The sequence below is a fragment of the Bacillus sp. FSL M8-0077 genome, from assembly GCF_038050255.1.
Lineage (GTDB): Bacteria > Bacillota > Bacilli > Bacillales > Bacillaceae > Bacillus > Bacillus altitudinis.
In genome coordinates this window covers 790,414-809,616 of the sequence record NZ_JBBPAF010000001.1, presented here as the reverse complement: position 1 = coordinate 809,616, position 19,203 = coordinate 790,414, and the positions used below count along the sequence as shown (strand labels likewise).

Annotated in this window: 20 protein-coding genes; 8 read left to right on the top strand and 12 right to left on the bottom strand. The window is 41.9% G+C overall.

What is annotated here, in order from left to right:
* Positions 1–22: 22 nt before the first annotated feature.
* The 4 genes from NST57_RS04005 to NST57_RS03990 all read right to left on the bottom strand — a co-directional run bounded on the left by NST57_RS04005 (position 23) and on the right by NST57_RS03990 (position 3,618).
* Complete coding sequence (locus NST57_RS04005) at positions 23–748, bottom strand: GTP cyclohydrolase II RibA (protein ID WP_142154359.1); 726 nt, start codon at positions 746–748, stop codon at positions 23–25.
* A gap of 381 nt (positions 749–1,129) precedes the next feature.
* On the bottom strand, positions 1,130–1,258 hold the full coding sequence (locus NST57_RS04000) for a hypothetical protein (RefSeq protein ID WP_341298102.1): 129 nt from the start codon (positions 1,256–1,258) through the stop codon (positions 1,130–1,132).
* A gap of 20 nt (positions 1,259–1,278) precedes the next feature.
* On the bottom strand, positions 1,279–1,935 hold the full coding sequence (locus tag NST57_RS03995) for a class I SAM-dependent methyltransferase (protein WP_008343184.1): 657 nt from the start codon (positions 1,933–1,935) through the stop codon (positions 1,279–1,281).
* Positions 1,936–3,270: 1,335 nt separating this feature from the next.
* Positions 3,271–3,618, bottom strand: a complete 348-nt coding sequence (locus tag NST57_RS03990) for a general stress protein (RefSeq protein WP_007496775.1) — start codon at positions 3,616–3,618, stop codon at positions 3,271–3,273.
* A gap of 221 nt (positions 3,619–3,839) precedes the next feature.
* On the opposite strand from NST57_RS03990, the gene NST57_RS03985 reads away from it, so the two are divergent.
* Both NST57_RS03985 and NST57_RS03980 read left to right on the top strand, forming a co-directional pair.
* Positions 3,840–4,217 (top strand): DUF3212 family protein, encoded by a 378-nt coding sequence (locus tag NST57_RS03985; protein WP_142154357.1) that lies wholly within the window; start codon positions 3,840–3,842, stop codon positions 4,215–4,217.
* A 121-nt stretch (positions 4,218–4,338) separates the two neighbouring features.
* Positions 4,339–5,343 (top strand): zinc-binding dehydrogenase, encoded by a 1,005-nt coding sequence (locus NST57_RS03980; protein ID WP_142154355.1) that lies wholly within the window; start codon positions 4,339–4,341, stop codon positions 5,341–5,343.
* 38 nt (positions 5,344–5,381) lie between these two features.
* On the opposite strand, the gene NST57_RS03975 is transcribed toward NST57_RS03980, so the two are convergent.
* Complete coding sequence (locus NST57_RS03975) at positions 5,382–6,524, bottom strand: DEAD/DEAH box helicase (RefSeq protein WP_341298101.1); 1,143 nt, start codon at positions 6,522–6,524, stop codon at positions 5,382–5,384.
* Positions 6,525–6,676: 152 nt separating this feature from the next.
* Here NST57_RS03975 and NST57_RS03970 point away from each other — a divergent pair, with 152 nt between their 5' ends.
* A complete protein-coding gene (locus NST57_RS03970; protein ID WP_341298100.1) occupies positions 6,677–8,230 on the top strand; it encodes an ABC-F family ATP-binding cassette domain-containing protein in 1,554 nt (517 codons plus the stop codon).
* Positions 8,231–8,276: 46 nt separating this feature from the next.
* Here NST57_RS03970 and NST57_RS03965 read toward each other — a convergent pair whose 3' ends face one another.
* Both NST57_RS03965 and NST57_RS03960 read right to left on the bottom strand, forming a co-directional pair.
* A complete protein-coding gene (locus NST57_RS03965) occupies positions 8,277–9,467 on the bottom strand; it encodes an MFS transporter (RefSeq protein WP_341298099.1) in 1,191 nt (396 codons plus the stop codon).
* A 213-nt stretch (positions 9,468–9,680) separates the two neighbouring features.
* Positions 9,681–10,106 carry a MerR family transcriptional regulator gene (locus NST57_RS03960; RefSeq protein ID WP_142154347.1) on the bottom strand — a complete coding sequence of 142 codons (426 nt, stop codon included), beginning with the start codon at positions 10,104–10,106 and terminating at the stop codon, positions 9,681–9,683.
* A gap of 143 nt (positions 10,107–10,249) precedes the next feature.
* Between NST57_RS03960 and folE2 the strand changes: the two genes are divergently transcribed.
* Positions 10,250–11,146, top strand: coding sequence for a GTP cyclohydrolase FolE2 (gene folE2 / locus NST57_RS03955; protein ID WP_142154346.1), 897 nt, complete (start codon positions 10,250–10,252; stop codon positions 11,144–11,146).
* 28 nt (positions 11,147–11,174) lie between these two features.
* Here the strand turns inward: folE2 and NST57_RS03950 are convergent, their stop codons facing one another.
* On the bottom strand, positions 11,175–13,067 hold the full coding sequence (locus NST57_RS03950; protein WP_341298098.1) for an ABC-F family ATP-binding cassette domain-containing protein: 1,893 nt from the start codon (positions 13,065–13,067) through the stop codon (positions 11,175–11,177).
* A gap of 132 nt (positions 13,068–13,199) precedes the next feature.
* Between NST57_RS03950 and NST57_RS03945 the strand changes: the two genes are divergently transcribed.
* Both NST57_RS03945 and NST57_RS03940 read left to right on the top strand, forming a co-directional pair.
* A complete protein-coding gene (locus NST57_RS03945) occupies positions 13,200–14,273 on the top strand; it encodes a tetratricopeptide repeat-containing glycosyltransferase family 2 protein (RefSeq protein ID WP_341298097.1) in 1,074 nt (357 codons plus the stop codon).
* Between the two features lie 178 nt (positions 14,274–14,451).
* Positions 14,452–15,843 carry an amino acid permease gene (locus NST57_RS03940; protein ID WP_341298096.1) on the top strand — a complete coding sequence of 464 codons (1,392 nt, stop codon included), beginning with the start codon at positions 14,452–14,454 and terminating at the stop codon, positions 15,841–15,843.
* Between the two features lie 35 nt (positions 15,844–15,878).
* On the opposite strand, the gene NST57_RS03935 is transcribed toward NST57_RS03940, so the two are convergent.
* The gene (locus NST57_RS03935; protein ID WP_008344178.1) at positions 15,879–16,112 is read right to left on the bottom strand and encodes a hypothetical protein; all 234 of its coding nucleotides are present in this window, start codon (positions 16,110–16,112) and stop codon (positions 15,879–15,881) included.
* Positions 16,113–16,118: 6 nt separating this feature from the next.
* Positions 16,119–16,376, bottom strand: a complete 258-nt coding sequence (locus NST57_RS03930; protein ID WP_008344180.1) for a hypothetical protein — start codon at positions 16,374–16,376, stop codon at positions 16,119–16,121.
* Positions 16,377–16,441: 65 nt separating this feature from the next.
* Between NST57_RS03930 and NST57_RS03925 the strand changes: the two genes are divergently transcribed.
* Positions 16,442–16,921, top strand: a complete 480-nt coding sequence (locus NST57_RS03925; protein ID WP_008344182.1) for an Hsp20/alpha crystallin family protein — start codon at positions 16,442–16,444, stop codon at positions 16,919–16,921.
* Here NST57_RS03925 and NST57_RS03920 read toward each other — a convergent pair.
* Positions 16,902–17,129: a hypothetical protein gene (locus NST57_RS03920; RefSeq protein ID WP_341298095.1), complete on the bottom strand. Its 228-nt coding sequence runs from the start codon at positions 17,127–17,129 to the stop codon at positions 16,902–16,904. The genes NST57_RS03925 and NST57_RS03920 overlap by 20 nt on opposite strands.
* Before the next feature lie 91 nt (positions 17,130–17,220).
* Between NST57_RS03920 and NST57_RS03915 the strand changes: the two genes are divergently transcribed.
* The gene (locus NST57_RS03915; RefSeq protein ID WP_236810279.1) at positions 17,221–17,625 is read left to right on the top strand and encodes a hypothetical protein; all 405 of its coding nucleotides are present in this window, start codon (positions 17,221–17,223) and stop codon (positions 17,623–17,625) included.
* On the opposite strand, the gene NST57_RS03910 is transcribed toward NST57_RS03915, so the two are convergent.
* Positions 17,557–18,987: an SLC13 family permease gene (locus tag NST57_RS03910; protein ID WP_341298094.1), complete on the bottom strand. Its 1,431-nt coding sequence runs from the start codon at positions 18,985–18,987 to the stop codon at positions 17,557–17,559. The genes NST57_RS03915 and NST57_RS03910 overlap by 69 nt on opposite strands.
* Between the last annotated feature and the right edge of the window lie 216 nt (positions 18,988–19,203).

The window sequence follows — 19,203 nt, the reverse complement described above, 5'->3', positions numbered from 1 at the left end:
CGCCTTCTTTAAATAAACTCATCTACTGATTAATTAATTTCTTCTCATCGACCATATGCCCTGATGCTGCTTTTGCCTTTAAATACGCTTCATTATAAAGAGAGGCTTCTACCGTATGATCAAACCGTAAAACCGGAAGACCGTAAGCAGCAATGGAATCGACTTTATCTGGATTATTGGTTAAGAGATGCAATGGTTTCCCTTTGTTTAAATAGTGCAAAACAGCCGCTGCTTCCTCGTAATGCCGATCATCATCTCCGCAGCCGATCAACCTGTTCGCCTCAAATGTATCCAGTTTCATTTCCTGTAATTTATACGTGAAGGCTTTGGCCATCAGCCCAATAGAGCGCCCTTCTTGATTGGCCATATACACAAGCATGCCTTTTCCGTAATCGGTGATTTTTTTTAGCGATGATGCAAGCTGTGGACCGCAATCACATTTCAGTGACCCAAACACATCCCCTGTTTGGCAGACACTATGAATTCGCACAAGCGACGGCACTTCATTTTCAAAGTCGCCAAAAAGAAGACAAGAGGAAAATGTTTGCTGCTCGGTACTCATTTGTACAATAGACTCAACCGTTGGCACTGTATCAGCTTCTACAGACGCAAAGGCATACCATTTAAACTGCACTTCTTCATGTTCAATAGAGATCGGCAGGTTCACTGGCCCCACGAGCAAATAGTGTTTTTCTTGAAATGTAAAATGATGAATCATTGATTGTAGTTCAGCTACAAACTTGTTCATTTGTCTCCCCCTATTCATCACTGCACCCCATTGAACTCTCTTAGCGCAGTGATGGCGTGATGAATATGTGTACGCACTCCCTTTGCATCCTGAGCACCAGTTCCAGCTAGAATCATAGCCCAGGAGAAATTTCCTATCATACTGGCTGAATAGATGTGCGATGCCAATCATCCATCAGTACCTTTCATAAAAGGCTCTTCAGCAGAGCTGGTCACTTTTAGACTGTCACTTGTCCAGTACAAAGGAGCAGAAATCGAGCTTCATACGCTGTATTCTCTGTAAGAGAGCAACACCATTTGATGATTCTTGAATGGCTCTTTCTCTAAAAGAATATCTCCGCTAGCTTCGAGCTGCTTCTCCTTTACTAGAAGCTCTGGTCCTTCAAATGCACGTCATCCGATTGTGGATTGTGCCCTTTGATTGGATGAATAGTCCGTACTTCAATTCAGCTACATTGATTGAAGCATGACACCCGCCTAGGTATGCACCAAGAACCATCACATCAAACATCGCGTTTATCCTCCTTTGCACTAGATTTTGACAGCAATGACATGATGCTGGCTGATCCCAGCCTTCGCTTGTAATGGTGTAATCGAAACGAGCTCAAGTCCTGATGTACAAATCTTTTCTCCAAGCTGAGTATCTGAGAATGAAAAATGGAAGCGTCCATCTTCTCCGATTAAGCCTGTTTTCCACTCTTCTCCCCATACAACAAGGGAAAAGACACCACCTTCATGAAGCAGCGAGGAAATCTGCTTTAAGTATCGTTCATGGTCATCAGGGTGCTGATGGTGAAAGCAGCCATGATCTAAAATCAAATCAAACGTCAGCTCGCGCCCTTGATTCATCGACCAGGACATAAAATCTTGATGATAAAAATGGACAGGAACCTCTTTTCTCTTCTTTAATCCTTGCCATTCCTCATGCTCATAAAGATCAATGCCGGTATATGCCGACAGTCCTTGTAAATGTTCAAGAGCCCTGCCGTTCCCGCAGCCGATATCCAGCACAGAAGCAAGTGCATCCTTTTCCCTGGAACGCCATGCCTTCAGAGACATCACAGCAGCGTCTGTTAATGATGGATCAGTGGACCACATATCTGTTCTTTGCTCATAGTGTTCTTGAAAAGCCATGCGCATTTTTTCTAAATACAACCCGCTGTCTTCATGATACAAAGCCTTTTTCATCACGTGACCTCCTTCAATTCACAATCACCTTTCCTAACAAAGGTGGTTTTCAAGCAAAAAGCCTTATGATAAAATGAAAGATGGATTTTTCAGGAAATCTTTTTTCTGAAAAAGGAGAGAAGCATCCCACATGTCACTCTTCTTTTTCAGCACTCATCTTTACATACAACCCCAGCCATTCAACTGTTACAGCGCCTCAGTTTGTTATATATTTTCTTCATATGGATTCACCTCCTTAACAGCACCGAGAAAGCGCTTTCTTTATGATGATCCTCTGAATACCTTGAACAATATCATTGAGAAATAGGCATAGTAGAAAGACGAATCTACCATTCTAAGCTATCTATCATCCATTTCTTTTTGTCTAATAGATATTTCTTCAGTATCGCTCTGCCTCAGAATCGCTCTCCCCTAGGTCTTAATGCATCATCATTAACAGAATAGATCCTGAAGTCCACCTATCAGAAAATTTAACAACTAATTCCATAATAACTTGATTAAGCCAAATATATTGTTTTTAGATTATTTTGTCAACAAATTATTTCCTAAACATTAGAATGATTTTCTAATTGAAAATACAGGTATATTTCGTGGTTTTTTGACCTTAAAACACTTATTTATACACAAAAATACAACTTAAACCAATAGAACTAAGAAATTTATCTACTAAATTACACAAGATTTTTATTTCATTTTGAGATAAAAATAAAGATATCCTAATTATTTCCCGAATGGTTTTTTGTGATATTTTCACTACTTTTTTCATTTTTTTGATGATACCCTTTGATATTTCTATATTTTCAATTAGACATTTTACTGTTTATTCCAATATTTCAATCTTCCTTATTATAGTGAAAAAGACAGGTGGTAGATTTTAATTGTCTCAACATGAAAAAAAGCCCCTTACAAAAGTAAGAGGCTTTCAGCGTGTAGACAAACCCTCGCATTCTTTGTCAGTCCTCCGTGCTGGTGCTCACGAATGTCAAATTCGCTCCGCGCCAGTACTCGTCCTTCCTAGACTGCAAAGGTTTTCTATCACGCTGAAAAGAAGACAAAGGACTAAAATCAAGTTCATTTTAGCCCTTTGTCAAAAATCTGAAAAAAGCCTCTTACAAAAGTAAGAGGCTCAGCGTGAAGAGAAAGTGAGGGTTTTTAAGACAAGATGTCCACAAAATCCTCATTTTTGTCTTTTGAACTGTCCGAGAAACGATATATGGTGTTTTTCATTTGGGATTTATTCAATATACGGTGTATTTAAAACTACAAAAAAACTGTCGAGGTTTTCTCGACAGCCTGAGCCTCTTACAAAAGTAAGAGGCTTTTTTACGATGGCGTTTATGCCCAATTTTTCACTTTTTCATGGTCAGTCACAAAGAGAAGAACTTTTCCTTCGTCTAAATGTTCTTCAAATGTCTCAGCTTCTTCTTTTGAGAAACCAATTTCGTGAATCTTATTGCGGAGTTCATCTCCCTTTTTGCTAAAGATGTTTCCAACCGCATGCTTGAGTCCAACTTCTTTTGGACCTATCGTATTGGCATCTGCGTTGCTTGCAATACGCTCAGTTCGATCATCGTCATGGGACAGAACATAAATGTCCTCTCTTGCAACACCGAGTTGTTTTAATTGCTCTACATCTCTTTGAAGTGTTTCATCATTTGAATACTCTCTTACAACAGGTTTCATTTATTATTCCTCCTTTAACGTCTTACGAATCTTTTACCCGTCACTTTTGTCATTAAACCTTCCTCCAGCACATCCATTTTTACTCTTGAACTTAATGCGTCTATGGACTTATTTTTGACAAAAAGACTGTAAAAATGACTAAATTTTCTGAAAAATTGTATTCATTCCTTGTCATTTGTTGTACAATTCTTATACTGGAGGCTAGAAATGGGGTGGAGCTGATGTATTATTTTTCAGCTGAGCAGCAGTTTAATGCATGGGTTGTCAGTGATTTGGTGAAACAGCTTTTTCAAAAATGGAATCCTGAAGAATCAAAAGCAAAGCCGCTTACTTTGTTTGCTGAACAGCACTTTCACATCTGCATCGATTATCTCTTTTCTATTATCATCAACATTGGAGATATCGAGTCAATCGAACAAGATCCACAAGACCTGTTGTCCTCATATTTGAATATCCTTTTTCCTTTTGTGACGCACGATATGATGAAAGCCTCCATGCAAAATGCAAATGAATATTTGTTAAAAGAACGTGATGCGGATGAGTATCAACTGTTTAGTTGTTTCCCGCCGCTCCTTTCTGTCTCTCTTCAAAAAAAGTAGTCCCCTTCTTTTAGTTGGTGGCTGCTTTTTTGTATGTGCGTGGAAAAGACCGTATGTTTTGAACGAAAAGAAGCATCATGTTAATGTAAATCTAGGTTGCAAGTAAAAGGGAGGATTTGACATGAGTCAACAAAAGCAAATTCAATTAGCAAAACGTCCAAAAGGGTTACCTACTAAAGATGTTTTTCATTTTGAAACAGTTGATATACCTGCGCCACAAGATGGTGAAGTCTTGATTCAAACGAAATATGTTTCTGTAGATCCTTACATGAGAGGACGAATGCAAGATACAAAATCCTATACACCCCCGTTCAAGCTGAATGAAGTCATTCAAGGTGGTGTCGTCGGAGAAGTCGTCGAGTCCAAATCTCCTCAATTTGAGAAAGGTGATTTTGTACTTGGATTCCTTGGCTGGCAGGAATATTCTACTGCCAAAGCGGAGTCTCTGACAAAAATTGATCCATCCATTGCGCCGTTATCTTATTACTTAGGGATTTTGGGCATGCCAGGTCAAACCGCCTATTTTGGACTCCTTGCGATTGGACAGCCAAAAGAAGGCGAGACCGTTGTCATTTCTGGAGCCGCAGGTGCCGTTGGTTCTGTTGTCGGACAGATCGCTAAAATAAAAGGCGCCCACGTCGTTGGAATTGCCGGATCTGATGATAAGCTGGCTTATTTAAAAGAACTGGGCTTTGATGAAACCATTAATTATAAAACAACAAATGATTTAGATGACGCCATTGGAAAAGCCTGTCCAAACGGTGTCGATGTGTATTTTGACAATGTGGGCGGCGAAATCTCTGATGCTGTGATGAATCATTTGAACCGTTTTGCACGTATTCCAGTCTGCGGAGCCATTTCTTCTTATAACATTAGTGCAAGCGAAGACATTGGCCCTCGTGTGCAAACAAAACTCATTAAAACAAGTGCATTAATGCAGGGCTTCATTGTTGCCAACTACTCTGATCGTTTTGAAGAGGCGGCAGAAGATCTCGCACAATGGGTAAAAGAAGACAAACTGACTTACAAAGAAACCATTATCGAAGGTTTTGACCATATTCCAGATGCATTCCTTGGACTATTCAATGGGGAAAATGTCGGAAAACAACTTGTCAAAATTTCATAACACAAAAAGGACCCTGCCAATAATGGAGGGTCCTTTTCTTATGCCTGCTTGGGCGCAAGGTGCAGCTGGCCTTGCTTATACACAATTTCTTCAAGCGAAAGATTCAGCTTTTTCGCCATTTTTTTCAGCATTGATTGCTCTTGAGGTGTGACAAGACTGATGACTGCGCCTTCTTTTCCTGCGCGTCCGGTTCTGCCTGAACGGTGGATGTAGCCCTCTTCATTTGGCATATCTGCATGAATCACATATGGCAGATCATCAATATCGATTCCTCTTGCTGCAATATCTGTTGCAAGAAGGAGCGGGAATTCACGCTGTTCAAATGATTTTAAGATCACAGCACGCTCAGCTTTTTTTGCTTCACTATGAAGGACACCAAGGTCGACATGATGGTACGCTAATTTCTCTGCATAAATGCTTAAGTTCGTAATGTCACGCACAAAAACGAGCGCCTGCATGTCCTCAAGCCGTGATAGCTTTTGCAGCAGTTTCACTTTGTCACGCTGATCACATAACAGATAATAGTGACCCACTTTCTGCGCTTCTTCCTCGCTTCTAGCAATTTTCAATACTTCTGGTTCAGATGTCATTTCTTTGATCAGTTGAACGGTTTCCTCTTTCAATGTCGCAGAAAAACAAAGGATTTGTCTTTCTTTTAATGTGGATTTAATGATCGCTTGAATCGTTTTCATATGCTCCGGGACAAGAAGCTGGTCTGCCTCATCTAACACGATCGTTTTCACTTCATGCATTTTCAGTTTCTTGATTTTGATTAACTCTTGTACGCGGCCCGGTGTCGCCACCACGATATTCGGGTGTTTTTTTAGCTTTTCCTGCTGCTTCTTGATGTTTGCCCCGCCTATTAAGGAAATAGCTTTGATGTCTGAACCTTGTTTGAATTCTTGCACGACATCAAAAATTTGCATCACAAGCTCTCTTGAAGGTGCCAAGATTAAGACTTGCGGGTGTTTGATAGTCACATCAATTTTATTTAAAAGCGGCAGAACATACGCAAGGGTCTTCCCTGTTCCAGTCGGTGATTCTGCGATCACATCGCGTTTTTCCATAATCCACTCTGCTGTTTGTTCTTGTATCGCTGTTGGCTTCTCAAAGCCAGCCGCTTCAAAGTTCTTTTGAATAAATGGCTTTGCTTCTTTAAAAAATGCCCAATTTTCCGTCATGTTGATCTCCTTTATCCTCATTCAATCTATCCTTAAGTATCTCAAAATCAGCTTTGAAACGCAATTTTTCTTTTGATGCTTTTATCGAGCCGGACAGTTCGATATAATCATGAGAGGCACTAGCCGTTTTGAATCTATTTGAGGTGTAAAAAATGATATTATCTGTTAAAGATTTAAGTCATGGCTTTGGCGACAGAGCCATTTTCCACGAAGTCTCCTTCCGTTTATTAAAAGGCGAGCATGTCGGCTTGATCGGCGCCAACGGTGAAGGAAAGTCAACGTTTATGAATATTATTACTGGCAAGCTTGAGCCAGATGCAGGAAAGGTCGAATGGGCAAAAAATGTCCGTGTCGGCTACCTCGATCAGCATACCGTGCTTGAAAAAGGAAGAACCATTCGCGAGGTCCTTCAAGATGCATTCCATTATTTATTCTCAATGGAAGCCGCAATGAATGACATTTACGAAAAAATGGGTGAAGCAGATCCTGATGAGCTAGAAAAGCTTTTAGAAGAAGTAGGCGTCATTCAGGATGCCCTGACGAACAATGATTTTTATATCATTGATTCCAAGGTAGAGGAAATTGCAAGAGGTCTTGGGTTAACAGATCTCGGGCTCGATCGTGATGTGACAGAGCTGAGCGGCGGACAGCGTACAAAAGTACTGCTTGCGAAATTGCTGTTAGAGAAGCCTGAAATTCTTCTTCTTGACGAGCCGACCAACTATTTAGATGAACAGCATATTGAGTGGCTGAAGCGCTATTTGCAGGAATATGAAAATGCATTTATCCTCATTTCACATGATATCCCGTTCCTAAACAGTGTCATTAACTTGATTTATCATGTCGAAAATCAAGAACTCACGCGATATGTTGGTGATTATGATCAATTTAAACAAGTGTACGAAGTGAAAAAGCAGCAGCTAGAAGCAGCGTATAAAAGGCAGCAGCAAGAAGTGGCTGAATTAAAGGATTTCGTCGCGAGAAACAAAGCACGTGTCAGCACTCGAAATATGGCGATGTCTCGTCAAAAGAAACTCGATAAAATGGACATAATTGAATTAGCGGCGGAAAAACCAAAACCAGAATTCCACTTTAAACCTGCACGTACATCAGGGAAATTGATTTTTGAAACAAAAGATTTAGTCATTGGGTATGACGAACCGCTTTCTCGTCCATTGAATTTAAAAATGGAGCGCGGGCAGAAAATTGCGTTATACGGTGCCAACGGTATTGGAAAAACGACACTGCTCCGAAGCCTTCTTGGAGAAATCACCCCCATTTCTGGTGAGGTGGAACGCGGAGAATTCCTGCATATTGGCTACTTTGAACAAGAAGTAAAAGAACAAAACAGCAACACTTGTATTGAAGAGGTGTGGAGCACCTTCCCATCGTACACACAATATGAAGTCAGAGCTGCCCTTGCCAAATGCGGTTTAACGACAAAACATATCGAAAGCCGTGTGTCTGTTTTAAGCGGTGGTGAAAAAGCGAAGGTCCGCCTTTGTAAGCTGATCAATGAAGAAACCAACCTACTTGTTCTCGATGAGCCGACAAACCACTTGGATGTCGATGCGAAAGAAGAATTAAAACGCGCATTAAAAGAATATAAAGGCAGCGTCCTATTGATTTCCCACGAACCTGAATTTTATCAAGATGTGGCCACTGAAACTTGGAATTGTGAATCCTGGACAACCAAAGTATTATAACGACAAAAAAGCCTTATATCGTTTGCAGATATAAGGCTTTTTCTATTTAATGACCTGCCTGGATATTCACCAAATGCTTACGACCAAGAAGCAGGATCACCATGCCTAAGAGAACAACTGCCGCCCCTACATAATATGGGGTGCTTGCTGTGTAAGTTTCAGCGAGAACTCCCGCAATCCAAGGCGCAATCGCACCGCCAATAAATCGTACAGCACTGTATGAGGATGATGCAATTGAACGTTCAACAGGAGCTGATCCCATTACAGCCGTCGTCAGCACCGTATTGATCATACCGAGGATACCCCCAGCAATGACAATACCGCAAATGACCACGACCACATGTGAAGTCCATATTCCAATGCCGAATAAAATCACAGCAAACGAAGCAAAGAGAACAACAAGAGCTGTCAATGTCCCCAGTTTGCCATGAATGACCGGCGCTGAGAAGACAGATGTCACAGCCAAAAATAATCCCCATCCAAAAAAGACATAGCCAAGACCATGCTCATCAAGATGTAGCACAAATGGCGAATAAGCTAGGAGAACAAAGAACCCAAAGTTATATAAGAAAGCAGCAGATGCCATCGTTAAAAGCCCTTTGTATTTCAAGGCTCCAACAGCTTCAAATAACTTCACCTTTTTCTGCGGCTTTTGTATAGGTGGAAGCATAAAAATAATAGCTAAAAGAGCAACGAGCATTAACACTGCCACGCCAAAGAATGGCCCGCGCCAAGAGATCGTTCCAAGCTCACCGCCAAGGAGCGGCCCAACAGAAATCCCAAGACCTAGTGCCGCCTCATATAAGATGATGGCTTTCGCACTTCCTCCAACAGACACACCGACAATCACTGATAATGCCGTTGAAATAAATAAGGCATTCCCAATGCCCCATCCGCCTCTAAAGCCAATTAATTCATTAATCGTTGAAGAGGTCCCGCCTAAAGCAGAAAAGACAATAATAAAGATGAGTCCTAATAATAACGTCCATTTGGCACCAATACGACTAGAAATAAAACCGGTAAAAAACATCACAAAGCCGGTGACAAGCAAATAGCTCGTAAATAAAAGAGACACCTGACTTGGAGATGCATGTAATTGCGACGCAATGGCTGGCAAAATCGGGTCTACAAGTCCTATTCCCATAAATGAAATCACACAAGCAAAGGCCACCGCCCAGACGGCCTTTGGCTGTCTAAGCAGACTCGTACGCTGTTTTAATACTTCTTCTTCCTTCATTCCATCAGAACCTTTCCTACAGTTGTTTAACAAAGGGCTAAAATGAACTTTATTTTAGCCCTTTGTCTTCTTTTTCAGCGTGATAGAAAACCTTTGCAGCCCTAGGAAGGACGAGTACTGGCGCGGAGCGAATTTGTCATTCGTGACCGGCACGCAGGACTGACAAAGAATGCGAGGGTTTGTCTACACGCTGAAATAAACACGCTGAGGTGTTTATTTTTGTAATTGCTCAATGGCATGAGCCGCTCTTTCTTTCATCTTTTCAAGATCCTTTTTAAAGGATTGAATCGTTTCTAGCTTTTTTGTAATCAATTGATGCTGCACAGTTAGCTGCGCCTCAATATCTAACAGCTTTTCTAATCGTTCCTTCGGATCAAGCGACAGCAAGTAGCCTTCTTTATTCAGCTCTAACTGCTTTCCTATTTCCATAAACGATTGAAGCTCTTGTAAAGAAAAACCGAGTACCTCTTTTGCCTGCATTACTTTTTCTAGTTCTTCCATGTCGTCCTCTGAGTACAGCCTGACACCGCCCTCTGTCCGCTTTGGTGCTGATAATAAACCAATCTCTTCATAGAAACGAATGGTCCGTTTCGTCAGACCGCTTCTTTTCGCCACTTGATCAATTTTCATCCATTCCATCGCCAGTGCCTCCTGCTCATCAATTCATATTTTATTATACATCTTTATAACCTTAACGTAAACGTTAAGGTTTGATCACTTGATTTCCATTGTCGCTTGATGCAAAATAAATAGGAACCATTACGTTTTAAAGGAGGTACCATATGCGTTCATTTCCATCCAAAAAAGAACGGCACGCCCAATTCGGTTCTGTCCAGCCAAGCGCTAGAACAAAACCTTGTCAAAAAGAGGACATGATAGACATCCAACAAACCGAACAGGACTTTTATTTTGATCTGGAACAGGTCGGAATTTGCCGTGTGTCGTACCCTGTACATATTTTGTCTAAAACGGCTCCACGGCACCAAACCGCTTCCGCTGATTTTACACTGAGCACATATTTGCCAGCTCATCAAAAAGGCATTCATATGAGCCGTCTCACCGAGCAGCTTCACTCATTTTATGAGAGCGGAAAGCCGGTTGATGTGGATTCCTTAAAAGAATTGGCGGCACAGCTTGCCAAGCATATGAATCAGCCGTCTGCTTCGATTCAAGTTTCCTTTCCGTGGTACATGGAAAAAAAGAGTCCTATCACCGGAAAGTCCGGTTTGATGCATGCAGACGTGCAATACGACATCCACTTTCATGAAGAAAACGGATGGCTCTGTCATATTGGCTGCACTGCTCAGGTGACAACGTTATGTCCTTGTTCAAAAGAAATCAGTGAATACGGCGCACATAATCAGCGTGGCACTGTATCGATTCAGGTAGAGCTATTTGAACAAAGCCAACTCCCTGACGACATGAAAGCAGATCTACTGCAGATCATCGAGTCTAATGCGAGTGCGCCCCTTTACCCTGTACTCAAAAGACCAGATGAAAAACAAGTGACAGAAGAGGCCTATGAAAACCCACGTTTTGTAGAGGATGTTGCGAGGTTAATTGCAGCAGAGCTGTATGAGCAAAACTGGATTAAAGGCTTTCAAATTGAGTGCCGAAATGAAGAATCCATTCATCAGCACGATGCTTATGCCAAATGTTCTTATCAAAAAAAACTGTAGAATGTCTCTACAGTTTTTTTGCCAACCTTTATTTTTCATTACTTTCTAATTCTTCAATCATCATAGACAGTTCTGTCCAGCGATCCATCGCTTGTTCTAATTCTTCAGCGACGGCTTTTTGCTTGTCCATCAGCTCTTGAATTTTCCCAAAATCACTGCCAGCCTCTGCAATACTAGCTTCGAGCTGTTGGTGTTTGTCCTCTAAAGCTTGTATCCGATCTTCAATGCCATCCCATTCAAGCTGATCCTTATAGGATAGTTTTTTTCTCTTTTTAGGGGCAGTTTCTACTTGTTTTTCAGCAGGTTTTGTCTCTGTCCGCTTCAGCTCTTTTTCTTGCTCCATGTAATCGCTGTAAGCACCTTGGAAGTGTGAAATGCGTCCATTTCCTTCAAACACAAGCAGACGATGGACGACTCGATCTAAGAAATAACGATCATGCGACACGGTGATGACTACGCCAGGGAACTGCTCCAAATAATCCTCTAAAATGCTCAGTGTCTCTGTATCCAAGTCGTTCGTCGGCTCATCTAAAAAGAGAACATTCGGCTCTTCCATCAATACCTTCAATAAATACAATCTGCGGCGCTCTCCCCCTGACAGCTTGCGGATAAACGTGCGCTGCATGGATCTAGGGAATAAAAATCTCTCCAACATCTGCTCTGCTGTCACAATGACGCCATCTGCCGTTTTGACAATTTCAGCTGTTTCTTTGATGTAATCAATGATATTCAGCTCTTCGTTCATTTCGTTATGGTCCTGCGTGTAATAGCCAATGCGGACTGTTTGCCCAATGGTCAATTGTCCATTCGTCGGTTCGATTTTACCCGCCAGGCAATTGAGTAAAGTCGTTTTGCCCACTCCATTTGGTCCGATAAATCCGATACGATCCCCTGGCACGACTAAATCACTGAACTGATCCACAAGGGTTTGACCAGCAAATGTGATGCTGATCTCTTCTGCCTCAATCACTTGTTTTCCAAGCCGGTGAGAACCGATTGCGAAATCAAGCTCTCCTTTTGCATCAGGTCCCTTTTGATCCTTCAGCTCTTCCACTCTGCCGATACGCGCTTTTTGCTTTGTCGTTCGAGCCTTTGCCCCTCTTCTCAACCATGCTAGCTCACGTCTAAGCAGGTTTTGACGTTTCGTTTCTTTTACTTGAGCTTCTGCTTCTCGTTCCGCTCTTTTTTCTAAAAAGACTTCATAATTTCCTTTATACGTGTAAAGCTGCCCTTGATTTAATTCATAAATCCGATTGGCGACACGGTTTATGAAATAACGATCATGGGTCACAAGAATGACAGCCCCGCTGTATTGACTCAAGTACCCTTCCAGCCATTCAATGGTTGCGTTGTCCAGATGGTTCGTCGGCTCATCTAAAATCAGCAAACCCGCAGGCTGAATTAAATTTTTGGCGATCGCCACACGCTTTTTCTGTCCGCCTGATAACGCATGAACAGAACGGCTCACATCTTTGACACCAAGCTTTGTCAAAATCGTTTTCGCCGAAAGGTTCGCATCCCATGCGTCGTCCTGATCCATTTTATTTTGCATACGCATAAGCGCTTCTTGTTTTGCCTCGTTTTGTGGATCATGCTCTAAATCAGCCAGCGCCTTTTCATAGGCTTTCATTGTTTGAATCATTGGTGCTGTTCCTGAATAAATATAGTCGAGAATCGTTTCATCTCCGCTCATTTCAGGATCTTGCTCAAGAAATTCGATATCAAGTGTCCCTGCCTTTGTGATGTCGCCTTCCTCAAATGATTCAAGCCCTGCGATCACCTTCAGAAGCGTTGACTTCCCTGTTCCATTCGGTCCAATTAACCCGATTCGTTCCTTTGGTTCTATATGAAAAGAGATATGATCAAACAGCGTTTTTTCGCCATAGGTTTTATATAATCCTTCTACATTCAATAAACTCATTTTATCAGCCCTTACATAGATTCTTCCTTTATTTTAAATCAGCCAGTAGCAGAAAACTAGTTTAAAAAAACCCGCTGCTGAAAAGAATGTTTCCTTTTGATGCTCGATACACTATGAAGAGGTGATCTAAAGATGATAACCATTAGTTTATGTATGATTGTGAAAAATGAAGAGGAGGTTTTGGCTGACTGCCTGTCTTCTGTTCAAGACATTGTAGATGAGATGATCATTGTTGATACAGGATCAACGGATCAAACGAAGGACATTGCTCACTCCTTTTCAGCAAAGGTGCTCGATTTTGAATGGGTGCAGCATTTTGCAAAAGCACGCAATTTCGCTTTTTCCCATGCGACAAAAGAGTATATCTTATGGCTGGATGCAGACGATGTCCTGCTTGAAGAGGATCAGCAAAAACTGCTTCAGCTCAAACAGACGCTTGATCCCGCAGTAGATGCCGTCTCGATGTTTTACCACGTTGGATTTAGTGAGGACGGTCAGGTGAATTTTAAATATAGAAGAAATCGGCTCGTCAAGCGTGCCTTGAACTTTCAGTGGTATGGGGCCGTTCATGAGTTTCTTCAGGTGTATGGCAACATCTTACCGGCTGATATCGCCGTCACCCATCAAAAGCGTAAGAAAACAACCGCTGGAGAGCCTGGACGCAATCTGCGCATTTATGAAAACATGCTTGCAAAAGGCGAAGAGATGACACCTCGTGATCTCTTTTACTTCGCCAATGAATTACGAGATAACAAGCAGCATGTGAAGGCGATTCGCTTTTATCACAAATTTTTAGCCACAAAACAATGCTGGATTGAGGATGAAATTCGCACATGCCAAAACTTAGCTGACTGCTATTATGCAGTCGGTTTTGAGGAAGCCGCCTTATCCTCCTTATTGCGATCCTTCCTGTATGATCAGCCCCGTCCAGAATTTTGCTGCCGGATTGGGGATCATTTCAAAGCACAAAATAAACATAAAGCAGCTATCTATTGGTATGAGCAGGCACTGAAAGCGCCCGAAATCGAAACAGCCTTTACACTGACACAATATAAAACATGGTATCCTCACCTTCAGCTTTGCTATTGTTATTATCAGCTCGGTGATTTAGATCAAGCCAAAACCCATCATCTTGCATCCTCAGCCCATTACCCAAGCCATCCGAGTGTGCTGTACAATGAAAAAATATTTGCAGAACAAACGTAAATCTCCTGTTATCACATCCGCCTGTCAATGACGGCGGATGTCTTTTCATATACATTAGACTTTTGTGACATTTAATACTTTAGTGATTTAAAGCGTTTTTCAACCAATTGACTAAATTGTCATTTGCGCATATACTAACATTCGTCTTACGAAAAGATTTATCCATTAGGAGGTCAACATGAGTTCTTTATTTAGAAAAAAGTCTCTCGACCAGCTCATACTTGAAAGTCAAACGAAGCGGCTGAGCCGTTCTTTGAATACATTTGATTTAATCTTGCTTGGCATTGGCTGTGTGGTCGGGACTGGAATTTTTGTGATAACGGGGGTTGCGGCTGCGAAAGATGCGGGACCTGCGATTATTATATCTTTTATTTTGGCTGCGATCGCATGTGCCCTTGCTGCTTTTTGCTACGCTGAATTTTCCTCGTCCATTCCAGTGTCAGGAAGTGTCTATACGTATTCTTACGCAACACTTGGGGAGTTTCTCGCCTTCTTAATGGGCTGGGATCTCATGCTTGAATATGTGATTGCCCTCTCTGCTGTAGCCAGTGGATGGTCGTCCTATTTTCAATCACTGCTCAGTGGATTCGGTCTGCATATACCGAAGGCTTTATCGGCTGCACCTGGAGCCGTTGATGGGGCCATCTTTAACCTGCCAGGCGCACTCATTATTTTACTCATTACCTTTATTGTCTCAAGAGGCGTAAAAGAGAGCACAAAGCTGAATAACATCATTGTGCTCATCAAAATTGCCATTGTCCTCCTCTTTATCATTTCAGGCTTTGCTTACGTTAAACCTGAAAATTGGACACCTTTTATGCCAATGGGCTTCCATGGCGTGATTGCTGGAGCGGCAACTGTCTTTTTTGCTTACCTTGGATTTGATGCAATCGCTAATGCATCAGAAGAAGTCAAAAACCCGCAAAAAGCGATGCCGATCGGAATCATTGGTGCGCTCGGCGTTTGTACGATATTATACATCGGGGTTTCATTTGTCTTAACAGGCATGGTTCACTACACGAAGCTGAATGTCAGTGACCCTGTCGCTTTTGCGCTTCAAGTGGTTGGCCTGAATAGTGTCGCTGGTATTATATCGGCAGGCGCTATTATCGGGATTACGACCGTGTTAATTGCACTTGTCTACGCTCAGGTGCGTTTAACCTTTGCGATGAGCCGAGATGGACTCATGCCAAAAATCTTTTCAAACGTTCATCCAAAATCGAAGACACCGGTTGCCAACACTTGGCTGACAGGCGCTGTTGCGGCATGTATCGTAGGCTTTGTGAATTTATCAACGCTTGCGAATTTAGTGAGCATCGGTACGCTTGCAGCCTTTACGGTGATTTCAATCGCCGTCATCATTTTACGGAAAAAACACCCGAATCTCAAAGCAGCGTTTAAAGTACCATTCGTACCTGTTCTTCCGATCATCAGTGCGGTCATTTGTATCAAACTCGCAACAACCCTTTCATGGGTAACATGGAGAGCCTTCCTCATCTGGGTAGCGATTGGTGTCGTTGTGTATTTCACCTACGCAAGACGCAAAAGCCATTTGAATCAAACACATTAGAAAAGAGACACGGGGAATCCCGGTCTCTTTTTTGTTTAAATCACACTGTTTTTCACTGAATTTGAGTCCACCATATCTGGATCTAATACGCTTGAAATCGGAATGACAAGCGGTGAACAATCTCCATTGTCCTCACCAAAACCTTGGTTCAATTTCATCGATAGAAAATAATCGATCTGCTGATAAGGTCCTAGCGTCAGTGATGCCCCCCGATCCATTGCATTGATTTTAAAAGCACCGACATTGACGACTGAGGGTGAGAATAACATCACACATCACTTCCTTGGAATAGGTTTAGCTGCTGGCGAAAAAGAGGCAGGTGAGTCCACTTGATCTCGATCATCTACATGGCTCTTTGTTCCGACAAAACCGCTGGCATCTCCAAAATTCTGTCCGTACCCCTGATTTTTTTTATCTGAGTTTTGCCACTCTGCTAACAAATTTTGTCCGACATTCACCGCCGACGCATTTTCAAAGGAATTAATTTTTAACATGAAAATATTAATATTGATATACGGAGTTGGTTGAACCACAGATAAACCTCCTTTTTATAGGTATATGCGAGCACCCATCAAGTATGTTAACAGGAGGTCTTCACATGGACTTCGAAAAAATGAAGCAGTGGATGGACATTGCCCAGCAAATGCATGGAGATGATTTTTGGAAAATGATATTCGATGATGAGCAAAGATCTCCCTTTATGGCAAATGGTCCGTCTCCCTTTACATTCTCGCAGCAAGATCAGCGAGGAACAGATGCATCGTTTCCACCAGTCGACATTGTGGAAACCCCTACTGAATTTCAGTACTTAATTTATCTGCCTGGCTACCGGAAGGAAGATGTTCAGGTGCTGTCATATGGTGAATATTTGGTTGTAAAAGGACAGCGTTTTTCCTTTTTTAACGAACAGGATTTTCGCCAAAAACAAGGAAAGTATGGTCCGTTTGAAAGAAAAATTCGGCTCCCAGATATGATTCTTGGTCAAATGAATGCGGCCTTTAAAGACGGCGTGCTATACATTCGTCTGCAAAAAGATGAAGGAAAAGCAACTGCGATTATCATAGATGACGAATATTGATACTGACTGCGTCTATTAGATCACGATCATCAATCGATTCAATCGGCAAGATCGTGATCACGCCATCCGCATTTTGTTCACCAAAACCATTGTTTCTTTTAATCGTCGAGCAGTGATTTCGTACGATCGTTGAACCAAATGTCATCGAGGACCCTGTACCAATCGTATTCGTTTTCATATGAGTAATCTGAATGCGTGTAGGCAGCATGCACTTCTCCCCTTTCATGTATCTCTATAAGTATATACCGGGCAGCTTTTCCATAGACTAGAGCAAGGCGAAAGAAAAGGTTGTGGTCTACTTGAAACATTTCATTCAATCACTCTTTAAAAAAACTGAATCCAGTCCATCTCCATCTGTCGTCGAGCTGGAAAAAAGACTTACCGCTCTTGAGCAAAAAATGTCTGCACCTGCTCCGCCTGTCTCTGAGGATACGCACATTCACATTGAATCACTGCATGTGGACAAAATTGATTACCATTTAGAGTTTGGTGAGCTTTCCATTGATCAGCTTAAAGGCAGACTCAACATTGGGGCCACCTATTACACGCCAAAGGACCCGCACCTCAAAAAGGCAGCTTCAGTACCGAAGCCAAAAGAAACAAAAACACCAAAAGTCTCCATTCGATCAAAGTCTTCATCTCAGCACGACCGGAAGCCAGAAATAAACCGCAAGCACAATCGCTACAATACTGATCACATTTAGCCAAAAGCCAGCCTTGACCATATCAGATATTTTCAGCACGTCCGCACTAAAGACAGCCGCATTTGGTGGTGTGGAAATTGGCAGCATAAATGCACATGAAGATGCTAACGCAGCCGCAGCCATTAACCCGTAAGGCTCCATGCCAATTGCAAGTCCAAGCCCAACTGTAATCGGAATCATCATGTTCGCAACTGCTGTATTAGACATAATTTCGGTCATAAATAAAATAGAAGCCGTTAAAATAATTAGCAGCATGAGGTACGACAGCCCATTTAAATGCTGTAAATTTTCCCCGATCCATCCTGTTAAATTGGTCTCTGCAAATCCTGTAGCGAGCGAAAGCCCACCTCCAAACAAAAGCAAAAGCCCCCACGGCAGCTGTTTCATATCCTGCCATTCTAGTATTCTCTCTCCATTTGTCGCTGGAATGAGAAATAACAGCATCGCCCCAAAGATCGCGATGGATGTATCGGAGACAGTAAGCCCGCCAAACAAAAAGATTTTAAAGATCCATAAAAAAGCCGTCATGAGAAAAATAGCAAAAACCCATTTTTCTTCTTGTTTCATTTTGCCTAAATCCTCTAAACCCTTCCGTATAAACGCTGCTCCCATTTCCCCTGTGTGCTCTACCTTGAACTGTATCTTGGTCAAATACAGAAATAAGAGAATAAGCAGAACAGCCGCCACCGGAAAACCAAACAAAAACCATTCAAAAAACATAATTTCGCGATCTAACAGCTTTTTTGACATCGCCGCAAAAACAGCATTTGGCACAGAGCCAACGAGTGTCGCCAGCCCGCCAATAGAGGCTGAATAAGCGACCGATAATAGAATGCTTTTACTGAATCGGTCAAGAGATGCACCTGACAAAATATCGTTCGCCTTCACCTCTTTAATGACAGCTAGTGCCACCGGCAGCATCATCAGTGCTGTAGCTGCATTTGAAATCCACATAGATAAAAAAGCCGTTGCCATCATAACCCCTAATACAATACGGTCACTTCTTGTGCCAATGATGTTTAAAATATGTAAGGCCATTCTTCTATGTAAATTCCATTTTTCAATAGCAATGGCAATCATAAATCCGCCCATGTACATAAAAACAATCGGGTCTCCATAAGCTCTTGATGTTTGCTCCATTGATAGCCCGCCAAGTGTTGGCAAAAGGATGATGGGCAATAAAGAAGTAGCCGGTATAGGCAAAGCTTCTGTGACCCACCATGTCGCAGTCCAAGCCGTAACGCCCAGTACCACTCTTGGTGCATAGGTTAATTCACTTTCTGGAATGAGCAAAAAAATAAGCAAAAAGAAGATCGGTCCAAGAACAAGTCCAGTCAGATTCACTTTTTTATAAACGATCACAATTCCTCCTTCATGAAAATGCTTTTAAAATTTTTCTAATTTTTCACATTCGATGATCACATAAAAAATCCTTTAAATCATAAGAAAAAATGAAGAGATCCTTAAGAAGCAGCTGTGTCTTGATTCATATTTCCACTTCATGTCTTGGTCTATTTTCATAGGAGAAACTATACAAATCCTACACAGTAACTGTAAACTATAGAGGATCTAATCAAA

What these genes read in the sequence shown, in the direction of transcription:
- NST57_RS03940 (WP_341298096.1), top strand. Translation starts at nt 14,452, where the DNA reads ATGAGTTCTTTATTTAGAAAAAAGTCTCTCGACCAGCTCATACTTGAA.
- NST57_RS03990 (WP_007496775.1), bottom strand. Translation starts at nt 3,618, where the DNA reads ATGAAACCTGTTGTAAGAGAGTATTCAAATGATGAAACACTTCAAAGA.
- NST57_RS03995 (WP_008343184.1), bottom strand. Translation starts at nt 1,935, where the DNA reads ATGAAAAAGGCTTTGTATCATGAAGACAGCGGGTTGTATTTAGAAAAA.
- NST57_RS03970 (WP_341298100.1), top strand. Translation starts at nt 6,677, where the DNA reads ATGATATTATCTGTTAAAGATTTAAGTCATGGCTTTGGCGACAGAGCC.
- NST57_RS04000 (WP_341298102.1), bottom strand. Translation starts at nt 1,258, where the DNA reads ATGTTTGATGTGATGGTTCTTGGTGCATACCTAGGCGGGTGTCATGCT.
- NST57_RS03980 (WP_142154355.1), top strand. Translation starts at nt 4,339, where the DNA reads ATGAGTCAACAAAAGCAAATTCAATTAGCAAAACGTCCAAAAGGGTTA.
- NST57_RS03945 (WP_341298097.1), top strand. Translation starts at nt 13,200, where the DNA reads ATGATAACCATTAGTTTATGTATGATTGTGAAAAATGAAGAGGAGGTT.
- folE2 (WP_142154346.1), top strand. Translation starts at nt 10,250, where the DNA reads ATGCGTTCATTTCCATCCAAAAAAGAACGGCACGCCCAATTCGGTTCT.
- NST57_RS03975 (WP_341298101.1), bottom strand. Translation starts at nt 6,524, where the DNA reads ATGACGGAAAATTGGGCATTTTTTAAAGAAGCAAAGCCATTTATTCAA.
- NST57_RS03920 (WP_341298095.1), bottom strand. Translation starts at nt 17,129, where the DNA reads ATGCTGCCTACACGCATTCAGATTACTCATATGAAAACGAATACGATT.
- NST57_RS03985 (WP_142154357.1), top strand. Translation starts at nt 3,840, where the DNA reads ATGTATTATTTTTCAGCTGAGCAGCAGTTTAATGCATGGGTTGTCAGT.
- NST57_RS03960 (WP_142154347.1), bottom strand. Translation starts at nt 10,106, where the DNA reads ATGGAATGGATGAAAATTGATCAAGTGGCGAAAAGAAGCGGTCTGACG.
- NST57_RS03935 (WP_008344178.1), bottom strand. Translation starts at nt 16,112, where the DNA reads ATGTTATTCTCACCCTCAGTCGTCAATGTCGGTGCTTTTAAAATCAAT.
- NST57_RS03925 (WP_008344182.1), top strand. Translation starts at nt 16,442, where the DNA reads ATGGACTTCGAAAAAATGAAGCAGTGGATGGACATTGCCCAGCAAATG.
- NST57_RS03950 (WP_341298098.1), bottom strand. Translation starts at nt 13,067, where the DNA reads ATGAGTTTATTGAATGTAGAAGGATTATATAAAACCTATGGCGAAAAA.
- NST57_RS03965 (WP_341298099.1), bottom strand. Translation starts at nt 9,467, where the DNA reads ATGAAGGAAGAAGAAGTATTAAAACAGCGTACGAGTCTGCTTAGACAG.
- NST57_RS04005 (WP_142154359.1), bottom strand. Translation starts at nt 748, where the DNA reads ATGAACAAGTTTGTAGCTGAACTACAATCAATGATTCATCATTTTACA.